Here is an 18,844-nt window from a genome sequence, read left to right as displayed (position 1 = left end):
GGACCTTATCGGGAACGCCCTCGGAGCGTGGCGGACAGTGGCCGCACAGGGAGTTACAGGGTATGGACGGTCGCACCGGGGCCGCCGGGTCGATAACTCGGCCGTCACTCGTCCGGGGTGACCGGCGACGACTGCCGGAGGGCGTACAGCTCGCCCGGTGGACCGACCCACGCGCCGCGGTCCAGCGCCGACCTGACCAGCCGGCGGTAGAGCCGCCCGTACCCCGGGTGGTCGCGGCTGAAGTGGCGCGGATGCCATAGCGCCGTCATCACGGCGTCGTGTTCCTCGGCTTCGGACAGCAGCGAGTCGAGTTCGGCCCACGACCGGTCGAACGCCTCGCCGGGGTCGGGCAGTGCGCCCTCCATCACCGTCAGCGGGAAGACGACGAACTCGTCGTCGAAGGGCCGGAACGGCCGGTAGCCGTCGGTGAACCCGTACTCGTCGGGACTGCCGAGCGTCGTGTCGTACCCCAGACCGATGGCCCGGTAGTGTTCCCACGTCTCGGGCCGTTCGAGTTGGAGGTAGTGCTGGCGACCGCCGACGACGGGCTCGCCCAGAACGGACTCCAGGCGGCGCTTCTCGCTCCGCAGGCGCTCGCGGTCGTCGACGGCCTCGTAGGAGCCGTGGAGGCCGACCTCCCAGCCGCCCTGCCGGAGCCTGACGAGCAGGTCGCGGATAGGCTCGTCCTCGATGTCGTAGCGCCCGGCGTAGAGCTGCCACCCCTCCATCGTGAGCCACTCCCTCGGTGGCCGGTTGGCAAAGAGGGACTGCTCGTCGAGGACGTAGAACGCCGACCGGACCCCCTGCTCGCGCTCGAAGGCGAGCAGTTCGGGGAACGTCCAGTAGGGCCGTCGGCCGGGCGCGAGGTCGAGCAAGTGCGTGGGGTCGCGGCGGGTCAGCGCGTAGAACAGCGACTGGTAGGTCTTGTACGGCCGGTCGATGTCGTGGGTGAGACACAGCGCGAACTCGTGGCCCTCGGGAACCCACTCACCGCTCATCCGGCCGCTCCGAGCGTCTCCTCGACGACCACGTCGGTCACGTCCTGGCGCTCCGCCAGGAGCTGTGACCGACGGCGCTCCCACTTGGCCGCGGTCTCGGGGTCCTCGACGAACTCCTTCATCTTCTCGATGGCGGCTCGCTCCTCGTTGAGGTTGTAGACGAGCCCGTGGGACTCCAGCTCGCGGAACGTCGAGAGGTCCGAGTTCCCGACGAAGGAGTTCGTCCGGATGGCGGGCGTGCCCAGCACCCCGGCCTCGATGGCCATGGTCTGTGAGTCCCCGACGTAGCCGTCGGCGTAGAACAACAGGTCGTGAATCAGCTCCGGGGGAACCGGGAGCCGGTGTGCCTCGAAGGCGGGCGGCAGCGGCGACTCGCTGGTGATGTACACCTCGCCCCCCTGTGAGAGGTACTCGACGAGTTCGCGCTTGCCCTCGGTGCTGATGCCGGACTCGCCGACGTCGTGGTGGGCCGCCCACGAGACGAACCGGAGCACGTAGTAGGGTTCGTCCACCGCGACGCCGTGGTCCCGGAGCCGGGCCGGGTCCGGCGCGTACCGGTCCGGATGCAGGTAGGCGAGCTCGTGGTAGCCGTCGTAGCGTCGGTGTTTCGTACCGAACTCCATCTCGAAACACGCCGGCGTACACACCTTCGAGGTGAACGGGATGGTGAGCTTCGAGAGCGAGCGGGTCGCCACCTCGTCGTCGGTGAAGGTGACACTGGGCGTCCCCGTGAGAGTGGCCGCCTGCGCCGCGACCGGACTGAGGTGACTCACGACCACGTCCGAGTCGAACCGCCGGATGGCACGGATGAGCTTCAGCTCCCGCATCGCCCACTCCAGCAGGAGTCCGGGCGTGGTGTCGCTCTGCTCCGAGAGCACCTGGTAGTCGATGCCGTAGGCGTCGAGCAGGTCCGTCGTCACTTCCTTCTCCCGGGCCGTGACGAGCGTCTCGTGACCCCGGTCCGCGAGTTCGCCGATGGCGTGTTTGAACAGGTGGACGTGCGCCGGATGCCCCACCTCGAAGTGGACGTTCATCGCGGGGTCGTCGCCCACCCGCGAGTCGCGAGCGTGGCAACCCGGCTCATCGATAGGCGTTGGCGACCGCCAGTTTCTCCGGCAGCGGGCGGTGTTTCGCGGGCGTCCCGATGGCGAGCGTCGACGGGGGCACGTCCTCGGTGACGACCGCGCCCGCCGCGACGAAGGAACGCTCCCCGACGGTGACGCCGGGCAACACCGTGGCGTTGGCGCCGACGGTGACGTCGTCTTCGAGGACCGGCCCCGCGAGGTCGGCCCCCTGTCGGAGCGGATACGGGTCGTTCGTCAGGACGGCCCGCGGGCCGAGAAACACGCGGTCGCGGATAGTCGTCTCCGAGGGGACGTACGCCCCGGTCTGCATGCTCACCTCGTCGCCGATATCGCTCCGGCCGTCGACGACCACCTGCGAGCCGACGACGCAGTCGTGGCCGACGGTCGTCTCCTCCCGAACGACGGCGTGGTGACCGGTCTGTAGTCGGTCGCCGGCGACCACGTCCGGATAGATTATCGAGCCCGCACGGACGACCGAGTCGGACCCGATTCGGGCCGGGGACTGGCCGCCCTCCGGGGGGAGGATATCCGCCGACTCCGCGATGCGACAGCCCTCGCCGATCTGGCACTTACTCATGGTTAAGCCCTCGCCGCGGCGCTTGCTCCGTCACTGGCCGTTTCTGGCTGCAGTTCGTACCGGTCATCTGAACTCAGTCCGGGATTTCCGACAGTTCAGGGCTTTGTTATACTCTACCTGTCGTGCGAGCGGCCCGCAACCGCCGCCGTAGCCGCGCCGTAGTGTCGCGCTACCCGTTCGGCGGGTCGATAATCCCGCGGTATAACTTAGACGGGGCGGGGTCACTCGGGAACAAATGGGAACAGTCGTCATCTCCATCGACGCTGAACTCGGTTGGGGGTTCCACGACCACGCGGTCGCGGACCGACCGACCGACCGAATCGAGCGCTCACGCTGGGGCTGGGAGCGGCTGGCGGAGCTCCTCGCGGAGTTCCGGATACCGGCGACGTGGGCCGTCGTCGGCCACCTGTTCGAGCGCGAGTGCAACGGCGCTCACGTCGGCCACCCCTCCCCTTCGGGATGGTTCGCTCACGAGCGCGGCGACGACCCGATGGACGAGCAGTACCGCTTCGCCCCGGAGCTCGTCGAGGCGCTCGTCGAGAGCGAGGTCGACCACGATATCGGCTCACACACCTACTCCCACGTCGAGTTCGATGCCGACTACGCCACCAAGCCCCTCGCGCGCGCCGAGTGCGACCGGGCCATCGAGGCCGCGGAGGCCGCGGGCCTCTCGATGGACTCCTTCGTCTTCCCGCGCAACCGCGTGGGCCACCGCGAGATGCTCGCCCAGATGGGCTTTACGTGCTACCGGGGCCACGTGCCCGACACAGCGGGTGACGGCCCCTACACGGGACCGCTCCGGAAGCTCGCAGCGGCGACGGTGGTGACCGACCCGCCGCCGCTCGTGGAGCCGACCGTCGACGAGTACGGGCTGGTGAACATCCCCGCGTCGCTGTACCTGTTCGGCTTCGAGGGGCCCGCCCGGCGCCTCCTCTCGGCGACGGTGGGCGACCCGATAGTCAGACAGGCCAAGCTCGGCGTCGACGCGGCCGCCGCCGGCGAGGACATCTGTCACCTCTGGCTCCATCCCAACAACCTGACGACCGAGGCCGACCTCACCCGCCTGCGGGACATCTGTGCCCACATCGACAGCGTCCGCGAGGAGACCGACCTCACCGTCGAGACGATGCGGACGGTGGCCGCCCGCACGAAGCCAGAAGACGTCTCCGCCGTGTAGTCCCGACCGCCGGCGGGTCAGTGGACAGCGGCGGGTTACTCGGACGCCACGGACGCGGCGTCGTCCTCGGTTGTCTCCGAGTGGTCCTCGTCGCTGTCGAGTTCGCCACGGAGGCGCTGTTCGGCCTCGTCGCGGTCTTCGGGGTAACCGATGTCGTTTCGCCAGCCGTTCATCCGGATAGCGTCGATGGTCCGACCGGAGTGAAGCAGCAGGTCGATGGCGTCGGATATCTCGTACTCGTCGCGGTTGGAGGGCTGGACGAGCTGACAGGCGTGGAAGATAGCCGGCGTGAACGTGTAGAAGCCGGTCATCACGAGATTCGACGGCGGCTCTTCGGGTTTCTCGAGGACCTCGGTAATCTCGCCGTACTTGTTCGTGTCACAGACGCCGTAGCGGGAGGCCTCCTCCCAGGGGACCTCCTCGACGAGGAAGGCGGCGTCGGCCCGCTCCTCTTGCTGGCGGTTGACCACGTCGTTGAGATTGGCCTGGAAGATGTTGTCCCCCAGCATGAGCATGAAGTCCTCGTCGATATGCTCCTCGACGGTGAGCAGGGCGTGTGCCAGCCCCTTCTGTTCGCGCTGGTGCGTGTACGTTATCGGCACGCCCTTGTACTCGTCTTCGTAGTGGTTGATGATGTCCTGTTTCCGATACCCCACGACGACGTAGAGCTCGTCGGCGCCGAGCTCGATGAGCTGGTCGAAGCAGTGTGTGAGTATCGGTTTGCCGTCCACCTCGACCATTCCCTTGGGCTTGTCGTCGGTAAGTGGGCGGAGTCGAGTCCCCTGGCCGGCCGCGAGTATCACTGCATCCATCGTATGCGGAGAGAGACCTCCGGAAAGTAAGATATACACCGCCTTAGCGACGAGCGGGGGCGTTAGGCTTCGACATCGTCGTGTTCGGTGCGAGTCCCAGACAGCGTGAGCCGGTCGTTCGCGTGGTCGGCCGCTGCGACCTCCCGGAGGGAGCGCTGGGCGAGCTGGGCCACGGTCCGGACGAGCTGGGCGTTTCGGTCGACGGGTCGGTCGGGGGCGAAAAAGAGGTTGTCCTCCATCCCGACCATCGGGTGGGCACCGAGGAAGAACGCGAGCGTCGTCAGCGGGTACTGGTTCGGGCCGGTCGCCCGGACGAAGCAGTGGGCGTCCTCGGGGACCGCACCGAGGAGGGCGAGCAGTGACTGCGGCGTGCCCACGGCCCCCGCCGGCGCGCCCAGTTTCACCGTTATCACCGGCGGGTCGGGGAGGACCGACGCCTCGCGGAGCCGGGCGACCTCGTGGAGGTCCGGGCCGCCGGTGACGAGGAGGTTCGGTGTGATGCCGCGGTCGACGAGCGCGCGGACGAGCTGTTCGGTATCGCGCCGGCTCGTCGCCGCGGCCGACCGGTAGCCGTGCCGGGTCGGTCCCGGACGGACGGTCGCGAGGGCGGGCACGGGCGCCGAATCGAGGACGGCGAGGAAATCGCCGAGCGGGCAGTCCGGGGCGGTGGCGTATTCGAGCAGGATATCGTCGTCACACAGCTCCCGGACCGCGCTGCCGAAGGCGGGCAGGCGCTCCGGGTCGGGGGCCCCGTCGCTGTCGCGCCCGTGGAGATGCGCGACCGTCGCGCCCAGAGCCATCGACTCGTAGACGTGTGTCGCCACGCGCTCGGGTGTGACGGGGAGCGAGTCGTTGACGTCCGTCGAGTAGCGGTAGCCGGTCGGGGCGACGGCGAGCGTGACCTCGTCGCCGCGGATGTAATCACTGTATGTCATCGAAGCGGCTCCGACACCGCACGACAGAACCGGAGTCACAGGCTTAGTTATCGCCGACTTACTGCTCTAGCTCGACGAGGGCGTCCGCCGTGGCGACGATGAACGCCTCCTCCAGCAGGTGGGACTCCTCGGCCGGCAAGAAGACGAACTGGTCGTTCGTCTCGGACCGGATGACGGTCAGCTCCTCGATCTCGTATCCGAGGTTCTCGTGTGGGTCGGGGTCCTCCGGGACCTGTTCCCACTCTGTCTTCGTCACCATGGTCAGCCGTGGAAGACGTTGATGTCGGCGTCGCCGTCGATTTCGAGGCGGTCGAGTGTGCCGCTGTAGAAGAACGCGTCCACGCCGTTGCGGACGTGGCCGCTGACGGAGCCGGAACTCATGTCGCCGGTCAGCCACAGAGTCTCGCCGCTGCCGACGACGGTGCGGCCCTCGTCGAGCGAGAGCTCGCCACTGACCGCGAAATCGTAGTGGGCGTTCTCCTCGGCGTCGCCGGTGCCGTCGATTTCCAGACGGTTCGGGAGCGACGCGGGCCCGGCGGTGCTGTCGCTCGCGCGGGCCGTGAGAGTCCGCGTGGTGATACCGTCGTCGACCGACAGCGTCTCACCGTCCGCAGGGACGGCCGCCTTCGGCGTCCCGTTTCCCCCCGAGGTAGCACTCTCACTACCCGGCTCGTCGTCGACCGGCGTCCAGACGCTGTAGTCCGTGGTCGGCGCCTCGGCGTCCCCGCCGGTGACGGTCTCGAAGTGGGCCGGGACGTCGAGGTTCCCGCTCCCGGTGAGATGGATGTTCTCCCCCGCCCAGTTACCCTCGGTCTCCCAGTCCTGCTGTACGGCGTCGCTGTCGCCGTCGTTGTAGATGCGGACGTTCCGAACGGTTCCGGAGCCGCCCTCGCCGCGATAGTGGAGCCGAATCGGGTTGCTCCCGCGCGTGAAGTAGAAGTCACAGTCCTCGATGAGGGCGCTGGTGCCGGCGTCGTCGACCTTGATGCCGCGGAGCGTGGTGCCGCCGGTGTGGTCGGCGGGCGGTTCCTCGGTCCCCTCGAAGTAACAGCCTCGAACGACGCTGTCGGAGGGCGCAAAGCGAACCATCGAGGAGTTGATGTTCCGGAAGACGCAGTCCTCGACGAGGACTTTCCCGTCCCCACCCGTGTACGCGTCCGAGACGTACATCGCGACGTTGCCCATGTTCTCGAAGTAACAGGCCCGGCAGTGGAGCGTCCCCGCGTGGTCCGAACCGGCGTAGAGCCCCGTCGAGTCCGACCCGTCGATGGTGCCGTCGGGGACGTTCACGTTGAACACCTCCATCGTGGCGCCCTCCTCGGCGCCGACGCGCCAGCGGGACTGGGCCTCGCCGCGTTTCCCGCGGATGGTGATGTTCTCGATGCGGACCGTCCCCGCCGTCGCCATGATGCTCGGGCGGACTTCGACTTCCGGGTCCTCGGGGCGGTTGAACGTGACGCCGTCGGGGGACCCGACGAGCGCGCAGTCGGCCCTGTCGCCGCCCAGACCCTCGCCGGTGTAGTCGTACTCGCCGGCCGGAATCCGTACCTCGGTGCCGTCAGCGAAGTGCCGGTCGAGGTACGGGTCGATTAAGTCGCCGTTACGCAGCCCTTCCTCGCCCAGGTCGACGGTGGTGTCGGCACCGAAAGCGGCGCCCGTGGACGCCGTGCCCACGGCCGCGACTGCGGCCGTGATGCCGACGCCTCGGATGAACGTCCGTCGATTGGTACGATGTGCTTTCCCAGCTGGCTCGTCACGGCGGTTATCTGCCATACCCGTCAGGATATGCCTACCGGAAAAGGCATTCTGGCCACCTTGTCAGTATGGTGTTCCTAGTTACTGCGGGATATCGCGAGCTTGCATACCGGGTGCGTACCAGCCGCCTTTCGTTTGGGAACTCACAGCCATAATTTAACCGTACGCCCGGTACGCGAATAACGTGTAAATCAGACATACAGTCACTGCAGCCATCAATTCCGGGCCGTCCCCGTCGGATAAGTGTAAGATAACAAAGCATTTCGGCGCGGCGATGTACAGGTGATGCGGACACTGCTACTCGGGCTCGACGGCGTGTCGGTCCCAGTACTCGACTCGCTCGTCGACGACGCTGTCGTGCCGACCCTCGAATCGCTGTTCGAGCGAAGTGCCACCGGGCCGCTCACCTCGCAGCTGCCACCGTGGACACCGAGCGCGTGGCCGTCGCTGTACACCGGCGTCAATCCGGGGAAACACGGTGTGTACGGCTTCCTCACGTTCGACGGGTACGACCACGACGTGGTCGACGCGACGGACGTCCGCGCACACGCCCTCTGGGAGCTCCTCGACCAGCGGGGACACAGCAGCGTCGTCGTGAACGTCCCCGTCACGGCGCCCGCACGGGCCATCGACGGGGCGGTGCTCCCCGGGTACATCTCGCCCGAGGACCCGCCCGGGCATCCGGAGGGAATTCTCCGCGACGTTCGCGACGCCACCGGTGAGTACACCGTCTACGGACCGATGGACACCCCGGGAAAGGCGGCCTTACCGGACATCGCGGCCCACGCGAGGTCCCGGGGCGACGCCTTCGCCTACCTCGCCGACCGCTTCGAGCCCGACTTCGGCTTCCTGGAGTTCCAGCAGACCGACACCGTCTTTCACCGCCGCCCGGAGGACCGCGAGGCCGTCGAGTGCGTCTTCGGCGCGGTGGACGACGCCGTCGAGACGGCCCTCGACGCGACCGACCCGGACACCGTCGTCGTGGTCAGCGATCACGGAATCGGGGAGTACGAGGGGTACGAGGTCCGCCTCAACGAGTTCCTCCGGGACTGGGGACACGTCGAGACGACCGCCGAGGGCGAGGGGATGCCGTCCTGGGACGCCATCGCCCGGCAACGCCTCCAGCAGGGCGAGGAGGGCGGGACGCCGGACCGGGGCGTGGCCGAACGCGGTGTGGAGCTGCTGGCGCGGGTCGGCCTGACGAGCCAGCGCATCCAGCGGGCGCTCGAACCGCTGGGCCTGGCCGAGCCCGTGGCCACGCTCGCCCCGACCGACGCCGTCCGTGCCGGCACTGAGCAGGTGGATTTCCCGGCCTCAGAGGCGTACATGCGCGACCGCATCGAGCTGGGTATCCGCCTGAACGTCGAGGGACGGGAGCCCGCGGGCGTCGTCGCCACCGAGGAGTACGACGCGGTGCGCAGCGACATCGTCGGGCGACTCCGGGAGCTGACTGACCCGGACGGGCGACCGGTCTTCGACCGCGTCGCGCCCAGAGAGGCCGTCTTCGAGGGGCCCTACACCGAGGCGGCGCCGGACATCGTGGTGGTCCCCCGGGCGTTCCAGAACTTCCTCAACGGCTCCCTGCTGGGGGACCACTTCGGGACGCCGCGGGAGTCCTGGAACCACAAGCGCGACGGGGTCGTGGCCGTCAGCGGCGCGGGTGTCGACGAGACCGCGTCACTGGCGGACGCACATCTGTTCGACGTGGCGCCGACGGTCCTCTCGGTGCTTGAGGTGCCCCGTCCGGCCCGGATGGACGGCACGCCCCTCCCCGTGGTCACGCCGTCGCCGGTCGAGCAGTATCCGCCGTACGAGGGGATGTCGGGCGCGACGCGCGAGGACCACGACGTGGCCGAGCGGCTCGCACATCTCGGCTACATCTCCGAGGACGGCTAGCGGTTCTGCGTACAGGAACAGGACCGGTCGCCGGTCTGGGTCGACTGCAAAGAGAGGTTCTTCCGTGTGATCGAGCGCCCCTCGGTGGCCAGTGGCTGCCCCGAGACGGAGATGTTCGACCCGCGAACGGTCGTCCCGCTCGCGTCGGAGACGACGATGCCGTCCCGGTCGGCCCCGTGCTGGCAGATACAGAGGTTCGAGAGCAGTGTCCCGGCGCGCTCGCTGATGCGGACGGCTGCGCCGCTGTTCGCCGAGCCGTCGATGCGGACGTTCCGGATCTGAATCGGGTGCGTCCGGGTTTGCTGTCCCGACCCGTTCGGTGGTTTGGCCCGGATTCCCGCCACGTCGTCGGCGTGAACCGTGATGTGGGTGTTCCGGACGGTCGCCGCGTCGAGCCACTCGGCACAGGTGATGGCGCCGTCGCTGGAGGTGACCGAATCGAAGACGAGGCGGCTGTTCTCGACGACGATGTCACGGCCGCCCCGGAGCCGGATGCCCCGCATGTTCTCGATGCCGTCGCGGCTCTCGTCACAGCGGACGATGACGCCCTTGACCGTCGACGGGCCGCTGACGCGGATGTTGGAGACGCCGCTGTTCAGATACCGGCCGCCGACGACGTTGACGCGGCCCTTCGCCGGCGAGGCGTACAGGCCGTTGTCCGGGAACCCGTTGATACGGCAGTTCTGGAAGACGAGCGTGCCCACGTGGTTCTCGCCGACGTAACAGCCGGTGTTCTTGTACTCCGGGTCGCCGCCGTCGGGGAGTCGCATGTTCCAGACGAGGCCGGTACCGTCCGCGTCGCTCACGCCGAAGCGCATCCCGTCCTGGTCGAGGTCGAGCGCGCCGCGGACGGTGACGTTCGAGACCCGCATGTTTCTGCGTACGCTGGCGTTGATGGGTCTGGGACCGGTGTTCGAGGGCGTGAAGTCGAACGTGAAGCCGCCGACAAAGAGGTTCTTCACCTCGCTGTCGGTGCCGAGGCTGAACAGCGGCCCGGTGAACTCCTCGACGGTGGTGATGGTCGCTTCCGGGCCGTAGAGGCCCAGACGCTCGGCACCCGAAGGGCCCCACGTATCGTCCATGTGGTAGGTTCCCGGGGGGAACCGAACGAGCGTGTTGTCGGTGTCGATATCCGAGAGCGTCGAGACGATCGACTCCTCGCCCTCGGGGTCGGCACCGGCCTCGGTGATGTCGACGACGCTGTCGTACGCCGAGGGTACCGGGCGGTCCCGCTGTCCGGCCGGTGGTTCGGTCCGTGGCGCCCCGCCGTCGGGGCCGGGCGGGGCGTCGATATCGGGGGCATCGGGGCTGGGACACCCGGCAAGCGCGCCGAGCAGGGCTACCCCACCGAGTCTCGAAACGAGTTGCCGTCGTGTCCAATCAGGGGTCACATCCGGACAAACGGCGGTCACGCTATTGTTATTCCCAGCGTGTCCGCTCGGCCACGGTGATAAGATACTCCTGTGGAGACGGCGGCACTCGCTCAGTCCTGTTCGACCGACCTCGGCGCGGGCGACTGTGTCGGCGTACTGCGCGTGACGGTCTCACGTCGCTGGTCGAGCGTGGCGTCGTGTGTGCGGTCCAGCAGGAGGGCCGCGACCAGGAACAGGCCGCTCGCGAGCAGCGTCGCGAGGAGCCGGGAGCGTCCGCCGTCCCCGCCGCGACGCAGTGTGCGGGCGACGGCATAACAGACAGACGCCGCGGACGCGCCGTAGAGCGCGGCCATCGGATGGGCGTCGTCCACCACGTGTTTCCGCCAGAGCCGCCGGAGGAACCCCCGGAACAGCATCACCGAGACGCGGGGGATGTACGAGCGGTAGTCGATGTGACTCTCCTCCTCCCCGTAGTTCGCCGGCCGAGGGACGTCGAGCACGCGGAGCCCGGCGACGTTGAGCCTGACCAGGAGGTCGTTGCAGTAGCCGTAGTACTCGTACATCCCCTCGATACCGGCCCGCTCCAGCGCGTCGAGGGAGATAGCGGTGTACCCGTTCTGCGGGTCGCCGACGGTCCAGTAGCCGCTGGCGATTCTGGTCAGCCACGTCAGGATTCGGTTCCCGACGTAGCGAAACGTCGGCATCCCCTCGCGGTGGTCGGCGTCGAGCAGTCGATTGCCCTTGACGTAGTCGGCCTCGCCGTCGACGACGGGTGCGATGACGCCCTCCAGCAGCTCGGGCCGCATCTGTGCGTCCCCGCCCATCACCGCGGTCACGTCGATTCGGTCGTCGCGAGCGGCGAGGTAGCCGGTCTTGATAGCGCCGCCGACACCGCGGTTCTCCTCGTGGCGGATGGGAACGACGCGACGGTCGAACCCCGCGTCGGGCTCCGTCGCGGCGTTGACGCGGCGGGCGGTCTGCCGGATTTCCTCCCACGTGTCGTCGGTGGAGCCGTCCTCGACAACGTACACCCGGTCGACGTACCCCGGCACCGTCTCGATGACGCTGCCGACCAGTCCGGATTCGTTGTACGCCGGCACGACCACGGCGACCGTTGCACCGTCGTACATCACGACCACACCTCGTGTACACAGTTGGCGACCATTCTCGGTTCAGCCGTCGACTTGTCCAGTCATTGTTATATCTGTCTTTCGCGCCAGTTACTCGGAATCCGGAGATACGTATCAGTATTCCAAGTTTCTGCGGGCGTGTCGGCCGAGCGACCTCTGGGTAGCGGACCGCTACCCCGGGGCATCCCGGCTATAACAATATATTCAGACGCGGGGTGATGTTACGATGACACTGGAAACTGCGGTCGTCGGCGGCGGTGTGGTGTCCGATTACCACCTCTCCGGACTCGAACAGTGCCCGGAGACGAACCTCGTCGCAATCTGCGATCTCGACGAATCGCGTGCCAGGGAGAAAGCCACCGAGTACGACATCAACGCGTACGCGGACTTCGAGGGGATGCTCGCACGGGAGTCGCTGGACTGGATTCACCTCTGTACGCCCGTGGGCACGCATCTCGAACTGGCCCGGATGGCTATCGAGGACGGCATCCCCGTCCTGATAGAGAAGCCGGTCACCGAGTCCGTCGAGGAGGCACAGGAACTGGAACGGCTCGCCGAAGAACACGACGCGACGGTGTCGGTCGTCCACAACCACAACTTCTCGCCGGCGATGCGGAAAGCACGGACCTACATCGAGAACGGGACCATCGGCGAGCTCCGGTCGGTCGACCTGCTGTACGCCGGCGAGACGTTCCCGGACGACGTGCGCCGGGGCGCGTGGGCCTTCGAGCTCCCCGGCGGCGAGTTCGAGGAGGGGCTCCCCCACCCGATATACATGGTGCTGAACCTCGGCGGCTATCCGTCCAGCCCGGAGTCGATTCAGGCGAGTTCGTCGCTGAAACACGATTACAAACAGGAGTTCGATTACGACAGCGTCCAGTTTCACTACACCACCGACGACGGCGTGCTCTGTAGCGGGACGGTGGTGGCAAGCGACGTGCCACACAAGACCATCCAGATACACGGCGACCGCGGGAGCCTCGAAATCGACGTCGTCTCCCAGTCGGTGACCGTCCTCGACCGCGACTACCAGGCCTCGCCGAAGAACCGGGCGATGGCCAACGTCGACCACATCCTCGGCCGCATCCGGGGGACGGCCGAGAACCTCGTGGCCGTGGCTCGCCGCAGTATCGACGAGGACTGGGAGTCGGTCCGGAACCTCGACTCCCACAGCTACCAGTTCAGCGAGGAGGTCGAAGCGATACAGCGCGGCGACTCGATGCCGGTCCCAGTGACAGAGGGGACGTGGACGCTGCGAATCATGGAGGCCATCAGGGAAACGGCGGACGACGCCGACGAGGAACAGACCGTCCCGCTGAGTACCGATGGCACGTAAGCGGGCCACTCGTCGACCGTCGAAGGGGTCGCGATAACGCTACCGCGCTCTTCTGAACCCGACCGGTACCCAGCCGGACCCCGCGCCGGCGGTCCCGTGAACCCGACATCCATCCGACCCCGAGAGTCAGTGACAGAGTGGTTCCGGAGACCCCTGACAGCGCACTGTCGCTGCGTTCGTCCACAGACCGCACAGCGGTTGCTGTAGCGATTTTCGACACAGCGGCGCCGGGGCGGGTGTCCCGAGCCTCTCAGCCGCCGGCCCCGGTGCCGGCGCTCCCGTCCCTAGTCAGCCGCCGGCGCCGCCACCGCCCGGCGACCGGGGTCGAGCGGACGGACCGCCGGACGACTGCGTCCCCGCCGCCCCTCCGCCCGGGAACACGTCCACTCGGAGATACAGCACCTTGTCGGCCGTCGCGGTGCTGACGTTCTCGGGGACTGCACCGCGGTAGACGAAGTACGTGAGCCGGAGGTCCTGCCCGGCCATGGTCGGCGTCACGGTGTGGTTCCGGGTCCACGTCTCGTTCACGCCGAGGCGCTGTCTCCCCCGCCACACCTCCTCACCGGTCCGGACCGTCTGTCCGTCGACCCGCTGGAGCCGTGCGACGACGGTGTAGTCGGCCGCAGTCTCGTAGTTGTTGGTGACACGGACGACGAGCGGATACGACTCACCCCGCGAGACGTTGAGCGGGTAGCCACTCGCCACCGGCTCGCCGTCCGAGCCGGGCGTCAGCACGGAGGCGCTGGTGTAGGACATCGACTGCGTCGGACCGGCGATAGCGACGGTGAACGCGCCCAGCGCGAGGACGACCACACAGCAGAGCCCGACAGTCAGCAGCGTAGTCGCCGAGTCGTCGGCGAGCGGGCGGGGAGTCCCTACGCGCCGGGCGGCCGACCGCAGGTCGAAGCGTCGCCCCTCCGGGAGCGCGAACCGCCGGACCGTCCCGACGATGGCGCCGAGGACCACGGTCGTCCAGACGGCCCAGAGCGTCGATTCCAGCGTCAGCGGGACGCCGGCGGCGCCCAGCACGACCGCGAAAATCGGAATCGACAGCACGCTCACGCCGAACGAAAGCGCCAGTCGCTCCCGTATCAACACCCCGTCGTGGGGTCGTGTGAGCGCGAGGACGCTGGTTGGGGGTCGGGCCTCACGTCGGCGGGGTCGTTCCGGGAACAACGCCGCGACGACGGCGTAGCCGGGCGCGAAGAGGACCAGCCCGACGCCGACGAGAAACTGCGCGATAGAGCCGTCGCCGGCGCCGACAGCGGCCGTTGCGAACGCCACGTACGCGAGGACGATAACGATATCGAGCGGGACGAGCTCTAGCGTCGACTTCACCATTCGGCGGGCCGTCTCCGGCGCGCTCACCGAGCAGTCACCCGTGTTCGGGGCGTCGACACCGGCTCTCGTCCGGTCCTGGCCACAGACATAGTACGGGTTGGGGATATCGGGACGCGTCGTTTTGTTATAGCTATCGTACCGGGACCGGCCGTACGAACGCGCGTCGCCGCGGGACGGCACCGGGTGGCCGGTAAGGCGGTTATACTTACCGGAGGTCCTCGCGACGGTTCAACCGACCAATGCCGGTATACGACTGTCTCACACCTACGGCGGGGGGCCGATAGATGGGCATAGAGCTCACCGAACTCACGCGGGACGAGGCGGCGACGTGGAACGACGCTCTGGAACGGACGCCCGAGCGGACGCCGTTCCATCGCTTCGAGGCTCTGGAGGTGTTTGCCGACTACGCGGACGCCGGGCTCCACCCGCTGATGGCCTACAAGGGCCAGGAACCAGTCGGGCTGTTCCCGCTGTTTACAGTGTCGAAGGGGCCGCTAACCGCGGCGTTTTCGCCCCCGCCCGAACAGAAGGTGCCCTATCTCGGCCCGGTCGTGGTGTCCCAGCCGGGGATGAAGCCCTACAGTACCGAAAAGCGCCGCAGACGGCTCATCGACGGGAGCCTCTCGTGGCTCGACGAACACCACGACCCGGCGTACGTCCACGTCCGAACGTCGGTCGGAGCGCCAGACCCCCGCCCGTTCGACTGGGCACAGTTCGAGGAGACGCCCCGGTTCTCCTACGTCGTCGAACTCGACACCGAGCCCGAGACACTGAAAGACCGGTTCAGCCGCGACGCGCGCTCGAACGTCCGGGACGCACAGGAACACTGCTCGGTGTCCGAAGCAGGGGCGGACGCGGTCGGGCGGATCATCACGCAGGTACAGGACCGCCACGAGCAACAGGACATCGAGTTCCCGCTGTCGACCGACTTCGTCCGGGCGCTGTACGAGGCGCTGCCCGAGGGGTATCTCCGGCCGTACGCCTGCACCGTCGACGGTGAGTTCGTCGGCGGCTCGCTCGTACTCGACGACGGCGAGCGCGTCTACAACTGGCAGGGGACGGCAAAGCAGCAGACCGAACACGACGTCAACGACCTGCTGCACTGGGTGGTGTTGCGCGAGGCCACGTCGCGGGGCGTCGGCGCCTACGACCTCGTCGGTGCCAACGACCCCCGGCTCTCGCGGTACAAATCCAAGTTCGCCCCGGCGCTCCGGACGTATCACTCGCTGGAACGGAGCTCGGCCGGGGTCGGGACCGCCGCGCGGCTGTATCGCCGACTCACGTGAGTTAGTGTCTGTCGGCTATCCGCCGACGACAGCCAATCTGTCGGCTATCCGCCGACGACGGCCCGACTGGCGGTCACCGGCCAGTGGAGGCGAGCAAGCGCTCTATCCGCCCGTCGCCGGTGTACTCGACGAGCTTGTGCTGTGGGTCGTAGTCGACGATGTCGGCGTCGTCGAGCTTGGGGAGGTGGACGTGATGGAGGAAGAGACACACCCGGCGGGGCGGCCGCGCTCCGAGCTCCGTCCCCTGTTCGGTCTGGGCGATCGCTGTCGCCAGCGATTCGAGAGTGTGGACGTCTTCGGCGGAGTCCGAGAGCACTTCGAGCAGTGTCTGCCGGCGCTTCGATGCCAGTAGCTCCAGTCGCTCAGACGGTGGCCCCCCCGGGGCGGCCACCGGCTCGTCGTCGATTACCATCTGTCACACTCCCAGCGGTCGCTCTCGGTCATCACTCTGCAGTGGTCCGGGCCCTGAGAAGCGACGGTCCGAGCGCTACCACTGCGAGCTGGCCTGGCGTGTGACGTATTGACGTGAGCATCACAGTGAGGTGAACGGGGAGATAGCCGTAGTTATCCAGCACCTTCCGCTGGGGCGACTGGCGAGTACCCCGTACGGCACGCGCTCGACAGCACGTATGACGGGGCCTACCCGGACTAACGACGGAATAACAATGCGACTGTGACAAGTTAGTCCAGTCGCGGGGAGAGCAAACATCCGCATATACTGGCCACCGGTCCATCCCTTGCCAACTCACCCACCCCACCCCCACTACGGCCAATCACGACGGCGGCCGTCGTCGTCCGGTCTGCGTTGACGCTCTCCCCCAATCTACCGTTCACAGCCGGTAAGATACGTCTATCCGTCGAAAACGTCCTACCTGTTTATGACGACTGTCGAGCCATCGCTACGTGTTACAAATGAGAACAGACGATTCGCTCGACCCGGCAACACTCGATACACTCGTACCTTCGACGGACACAGACCTCTCGGCGACCGTGTTCGTCAAGTCCCTCGCGCCGGTCGCCTGTAAGGACGGTCAGGACCGGCTCGTCGACGGGCTCGATACCCTCGCCGAACGGGACGTGCTCGACGGCGTCGACCTGCTCGTCTGGGGTAACAGTATCTGCACGGGGAGCCCGCTCTCCGAGGTCGGTAGCGGGCAGCGCATCGTCGACTCCATAGAGGAGTTCTACGACCTCGCGGCCGACAGCCAGTTCTCGATTTCGCCCTTCTTCCGCGTCTCGAACGTGACCACCGAGTACAGCGAGGGCGCCTTCCGTCGAATCGTCCCCCCGTGCCGGTGTATCGCCCTCTACGAGCGCGACTCGCTCGCGGCCGTCTTCCCGTGTGTCGTCGACGGGACAGCGTACACGCCGGAAGACCTCGTCTCCTACCTGACGCGACAGCGGACGCCCGCGGGCGAGCGGGTGCTGATCGACGAGTCGGCCTGAGTCGCTACGGGCAGGCGGCGGCGTACTGCGCGAGCAAGAGGCTGTTGTGTCCGACGGCGAGCAGTTGCGGGACGAAGAACGCGACCAGGGCCGCGCGGCGGTACAGCGGCCGCACGTGCTGATAGATAGCGAAGAGAAGCGCCACCGCGGTCAGTTTCAGGGCCAGCAGCCCAGCGCCACCGCCGACGTCGAGCACCGCGCGCGCGACCGGGTTGGCCTCTGTGAAACACAGCGACAGCCCGAAAAGCGTCAACACCAGGTCACCGGCGGCGGCGGCGAGCACGAGACCCCACAGCAGGTGGTCACACCGGAGTCGGGAGCCGGAGACGTACACCGCCTCTTCACGAAACGTCTGTCTCACGCCCGGAGTCCGGACCGCCCCGTAATCGTAACACAGTGGATAAAAACGGGCCTGCGCGACGCTCCCGCGCAGTAGCGTCAGCCTGCCGGGAGGGGGGCGGTCAGATAGACGGTTCCGAGGGCGGGGTGATTTCGAGCCGACAGTCGCCGGTGACGACGACCTCGAAGCCGTCGATGTGTACCGTCACCCGGACACCGTTCGACGAGGACTCGACCAGTCGGTCGAGCGCGTCGGGGTCGACCGAGTCGTACAGCGGTTCGAGCTCCGTGGGTTCACAGTGTCTGATAGCGGCGAGCGCTTCCATCACGGCGACACTCGCCGACTCTACGTCGAACGTCCCGACGTACGTGTCGGTTCTCGGATTGTACGTCGGGCCGTCGTCGCCCACACACTCGGCCGCGTCGGTGTTCGGGTGGTCGCCGAGCGTGTGCGTTGGGTCCGGACCACTCATTTTTCTACTAAACACAACAAAAATCCATCCGGAGATAAATTTTCCGGTGGGTTAGCTGGTTCTGTCGGCCGAGCGACGACGGAACAGTTCGAGTCCCGGGTGGCCATCCGCCCGCCAGAGCAGGACAGCGGTGCCCAGAAGCACCGCCTCGACGACGAGGAACGCGGTTCCGGCCGGCGTCGAGAGCGCCGCCAGAAACTCGCCGAACAGTTTGCCCGCGCGGCCGAAGACGGCCGTCGGTGGGGTCGGCTCGGCGGGCACGACCGGCCACAGCAGGAAGGCGAGTTTCGGCTCGTCCCCCAGTAGGAGTGGATACACCACGTCGCCCGGGAGATGGGCGAGATACGACAGGGCGAACGCGACCCCGACCGTCGGTCGAGCGAGCCAGCGCCCGAGCGCCACGGCCACTACGGCGACCGGGAGCGCCACGAGCAGCGAGTGCGCGAGAGAGGTGCCCGACGGCAACAGCGTGGTGCCCCATCCCAGGGGTTTGTCGACGAGGTCCGGGAACTGCGACCCGACCGCGACCGCGACGACAGCGCCTGTCCCGGGCCGGTCACGCCCGGTCGCGCGACACCACATCGAGAACACGACGTAGCCGACTGCGAGATGTTCCCACGGCCACATCTAGTGACGACACCTCCAGCCGCCGGCAGTAGTCAGGTACACGGGAGCGCTACCGGGTGAACGACACATTGTTATCCTTCCTATACCGGCGCTCTCACCGGGCTTATCCCGCGGATTGGGAGAGTCGGGTCCGGCCGTCGACCGACGCAGTGGCGGGGTAGTACAAACTACATTCTCCCAGCTATGAACTCAATTACTAACGACTCCCCAGTGGAGCACCTGTATGATGCCAGAACACATTACCGACAAGGAACTCGA

The 18,844-nt window shown here is 67.4% G+C and carries 19 protein-coding genes; 5 read left to right on the top strand and 14 right to left on the bottom strand.

Annotated features, from left to right (window positions below; genetic code table 11):
- Positions 1-104: 104 nt before the first annotated feature.
- The 3 genes from NDI56_RS03670 to NDI56_RS03660 are packed head-to-tail and all read right to left on the bottom strand — an operon-like array spanning position 105 to position 2,660.
- Positions 105-998, bottom strand: coding sequence for a polysaccharide deacetylase family protein (locus NDI56_RS03670; RefSeq protein WP_310918072.1), 894 nt, complete (start codon positions 996-998; stop codon positions 105-107).
- Positions 995-2,050 carry a DUF354 domain-containing protein gene (locus NDI56_RS03665; RefSeq protein ID WP_310918071.1) on the bottom strand — a complete coding sequence of 352 codons (1,056 nt, stop codon included), beginning with the start codon at positions 2,048-2,050 and terminating at the stop codon, positions 995-997. Before NDI56_RS03665 ends, NDI56_RS03670 begins: the two co-directional genes overlap by 4 nt.
- A 28-nt stretch (positions 2,051-2,078) precedes the next feature.
- Positions 2,079-2,660: an acyltransferase gene (locus NDI56_RS03660; RefSeq protein ID WP_310918070.1), complete on the bottom strand. Its 582-nt coding sequence runs from the start codon at positions 2,658-2,660 to the stop codon at positions 2,079-2,081.
- Positions 2,661-2,895: 235 nt separating this feature from the next.
- Between NDI56_RS03660 and NDI56_RS03655 the strand changes: the two genes are divergently transcribed.
- Entirely contained in the window at positions 2,896-3,837 is a 942-nt protein-coding gene (locus tag NDI56_RS03655) for a polysaccharide deacetylase family protein (RefSeq protein WP_310918069.1), read from the top strand.
- 35 nt (positions 3,838-3,872) lie between these two features.
- On the opposite strand, the gene aglF is transcribed toward NDI56_RS03655, so the two are convergent.
- The 4 genes from aglF to NDI56_RS03635 form a co-directional block, all read right to left on the bottom strand.
- Complete coding sequence (gene aglF, locus NDI56_RS03650) at positions 3,873-4,649, bottom strand: UTP--glucose-1-phosphate uridylyltransferase AglF (protein ID WP_310918068.1); 777 nt, start codon at positions 4,647-4,649, stop codon at positions 3,873-3,875.
- A 62-nt stretch (positions 4,650-4,711) separates the two neighbouring features.
- The gene (locus tag NDI56_RS03645; protein ID WP_310918067.1) at positions 4,712-5,584 is read right to left on the bottom strand and encodes a 3-keto-5-aminohexanoate cleavage protein; all 873 of its coding nucleotides are present in this window, start codon (positions 5,582-5,584) and stop codon (positions 4,712-4,714) included.
- 58 nt (positions 5,585-5,642) lie between these two features.
- On the bottom strand, positions 5,643-5,843 hold the full coding sequence (locus NDI56_RS03640) for a hypothetical protein (RefSeq protein ID WP_310918066.1): 201 nt from the start codon (positions 5,841-5,843) through the stop codon (positions 5,643-5,645).
- Between the two features lie 2 nt (positions 5,844-5,845).
- Complete coding sequence (locus NDI56_RS03635; protein ID WP_310918065.1) at positions 5,846-7,357, bottom strand: hypothetical protein; 1,512 nt, start codon at positions 7,355-7,357, stop codon at positions 5,846-5,848.
- Positions 7,358-7,624: 267 nt separating this feature from the next.
- On the opposite strand from NDI56_RS03635, the gene NDI56_RS03630 reads away from it, so the two are divergent.
- The gene (locus tag NDI56_RS03630; protein ID WP_310918064.1) at positions 7,625-9,235 is read left to right on the top strand and encodes an alkaline phosphatase family protein; all 1,611 of its coding nucleotides are present in this window, start codon (positions 7,625-7,627) and stop codon (positions 9,233-9,235) included.
- On the opposite strand, the gene NDI56_RS03625 is transcribed toward NDI56_RS03630, so the two are convergent.
- Together NDI56_RS03625 and NDI56_RS03620 are read right to left on the bottom strand one after the other, a co-directional pair.
- Positions 9,232-10,626 carry a hypothetical protein gene (locus tag NDI56_RS03625; RefSeq protein WP_310918063.1) on the bottom strand — a complete coding sequence of 465 codons (1,395 nt, stop codon included), beginning with the start codon at positions 10,624-10,626 and terminating at the stop codon, positions 9,232-9,234. The genes NDI56_RS03630 and NDI56_RS03625 overlap by 4 nt on opposite strands.
- A gap of 92 nt (positions 10,627-10,718) precedes the next feature.
- Positions 10,719-11,738 carry a glycosyltransferase family 2 protein gene (locus NDI56_RS03620; RefSeq protein ID WP_310918062.1) on the bottom strand — a complete coding sequence of 340 codons (1,020 nt, stop codon included), beginning with the start codon at positions 11,736-11,738 and terminating at the stop codon, positions 10,719-10,721.
- A 226-nt stretch (positions 11,739-11,964) separates the two neighbouring features.
- On the opposite strand from NDI56_RS03620, the gene NDI56_RS03615 reads away from it, so the two are divergent.
- Positions 11,965-13,074 (top strand): Gfo/Idh/MocA family protein, encoded by a 1,110-nt coding sequence (locus tag NDI56_RS03615; protein WP_310918061.1) that lies wholly within the window; start codon positions 11,965-11,967, stop codon positions 13,072-13,074.
- Between the two features lie 288 nt (positions 13,075-13,362).
- Here NDI56_RS03615 and NDI56_RS03610 read toward each other — a convergent pair whose 3' ends face one another.
- Positions 13,363-14,442: a DUF1616 domain-containing protein gene (locus NDI56_RS03610; protein WP_310918060.1), complete on the bottom strand. Its 1,080-nt coding sequence runs from the start codon at positions 14,440-14,442 to the stop codon at positions 13,363-13,365.
- Positions 14,443-14,699: 257 nt separating this feature from the next.
- Here NDI56_RS03610 and NDI56_RS03605 point away from each other — a divergent pair, with 257 nt between their 5' ends.
- Positions 14,700-15,701 carry a GNAT family N-acetyltransferase gene (locus tag NDI56_RS03605; protein WP_310918059.1) on the top strand — a complete coding sequence of 334 codons (1,002 nt, stop codon included), beginning with the start codon at positions 14,700-14,702 and terminating at the stop codon, positions 15,699-15,701.
- A 73-nt stretch (positions 15,702-15,774) separates the two neighbouring features.
- Here the strand turns inward: NDI56_RS03605 and NDI56_RS03600 are convergent, their stop codons facing one another.
- A complete protein-coding gene (locus NDI56_RS03600; protein WP_310918058.1) occupies positions 15,775-16,113 on the bottom strand; it encodes a DUF7344 domain-containing protein in 339 nt (112 codons plus the stop codon).
- 500 nt (positions 16,114-16,613) lie between these two features.
- Between NDI56_RS03600 and NDI56_RS03595 the strand changes: the two genes are divergently transcribed.
- Positions 16,614-17,147, top strand: coding sequence for an HTH domain-containing protein (locus NDI56_RS03595; RefSeq protein ID WP_310918057.1), 534 nt, complete (start codon positions 16,614-16,616; stop codon positions 17,145-17,147).
- Positions 17,148-17,151: 4 nt separating this feature from the next.
- Here NDI56_RS03595 and NDI56_RS03590 read toward each other — a convergent pair whose 3' ends face one another.
- The 3 genes from NDI56_RS03590 to NDI56_RS03580 form a co-directional block, all read right to left on the bottom strand.
- Positions 17,152-17,508, bottom strand: coding sequence for a DUF5658 family protein (locus NDI56_RS03590; RefSeq protein ID WP_310918056.1), 357 nt, complete (start codon positions 17,506-17,508; stop codon positions 17,152-17,154).
- Positions 17,509-17,608: 100 nt separating this feature from the next.
- Positions 17,609-17,959 carry a HalOD1 output domain-containing protein gene (locus NDI56_RS03585; protein ID WP_310918055.1) on the bottom strand — a complete coding sequence of 117 codons (351 nt, stop codon included), beginning with the start codon at positions 17,957-17,959 and terminating at the stop codon, positions 17,609-17,611.
- Between the two features lie 51 nt (positions 17,960-18,010).
- Complete coding sequence (locus tag NDI56_RS03580; RefSeq protein ID WP_310918054.1) at positions 18,011-18,586, bottom strand: metal-dependent hydrolase; 576 nt, start codon at positions 18,584-18,586, stop codon at positions 18,011-18,013.
- Between the last annotated feature and the right edge of the window lie 258 nt (positions 18,587-18,844).

This window comes from Halomicroarcula saliterrae (assembly GCF_031624395.1).
Classification (GTDB): domain Archaea; phylum Halobacteriota; class Halobacteria; order Halobacteriales; family Haloarculaceae; genus Haloarcula; species Haloarcula saliterrae.
The sequence above is the reverse complement of the archived record's forward strand: the minus strand, read 5'-3'. Positions and strand labels throughout refer to the sequence as shown.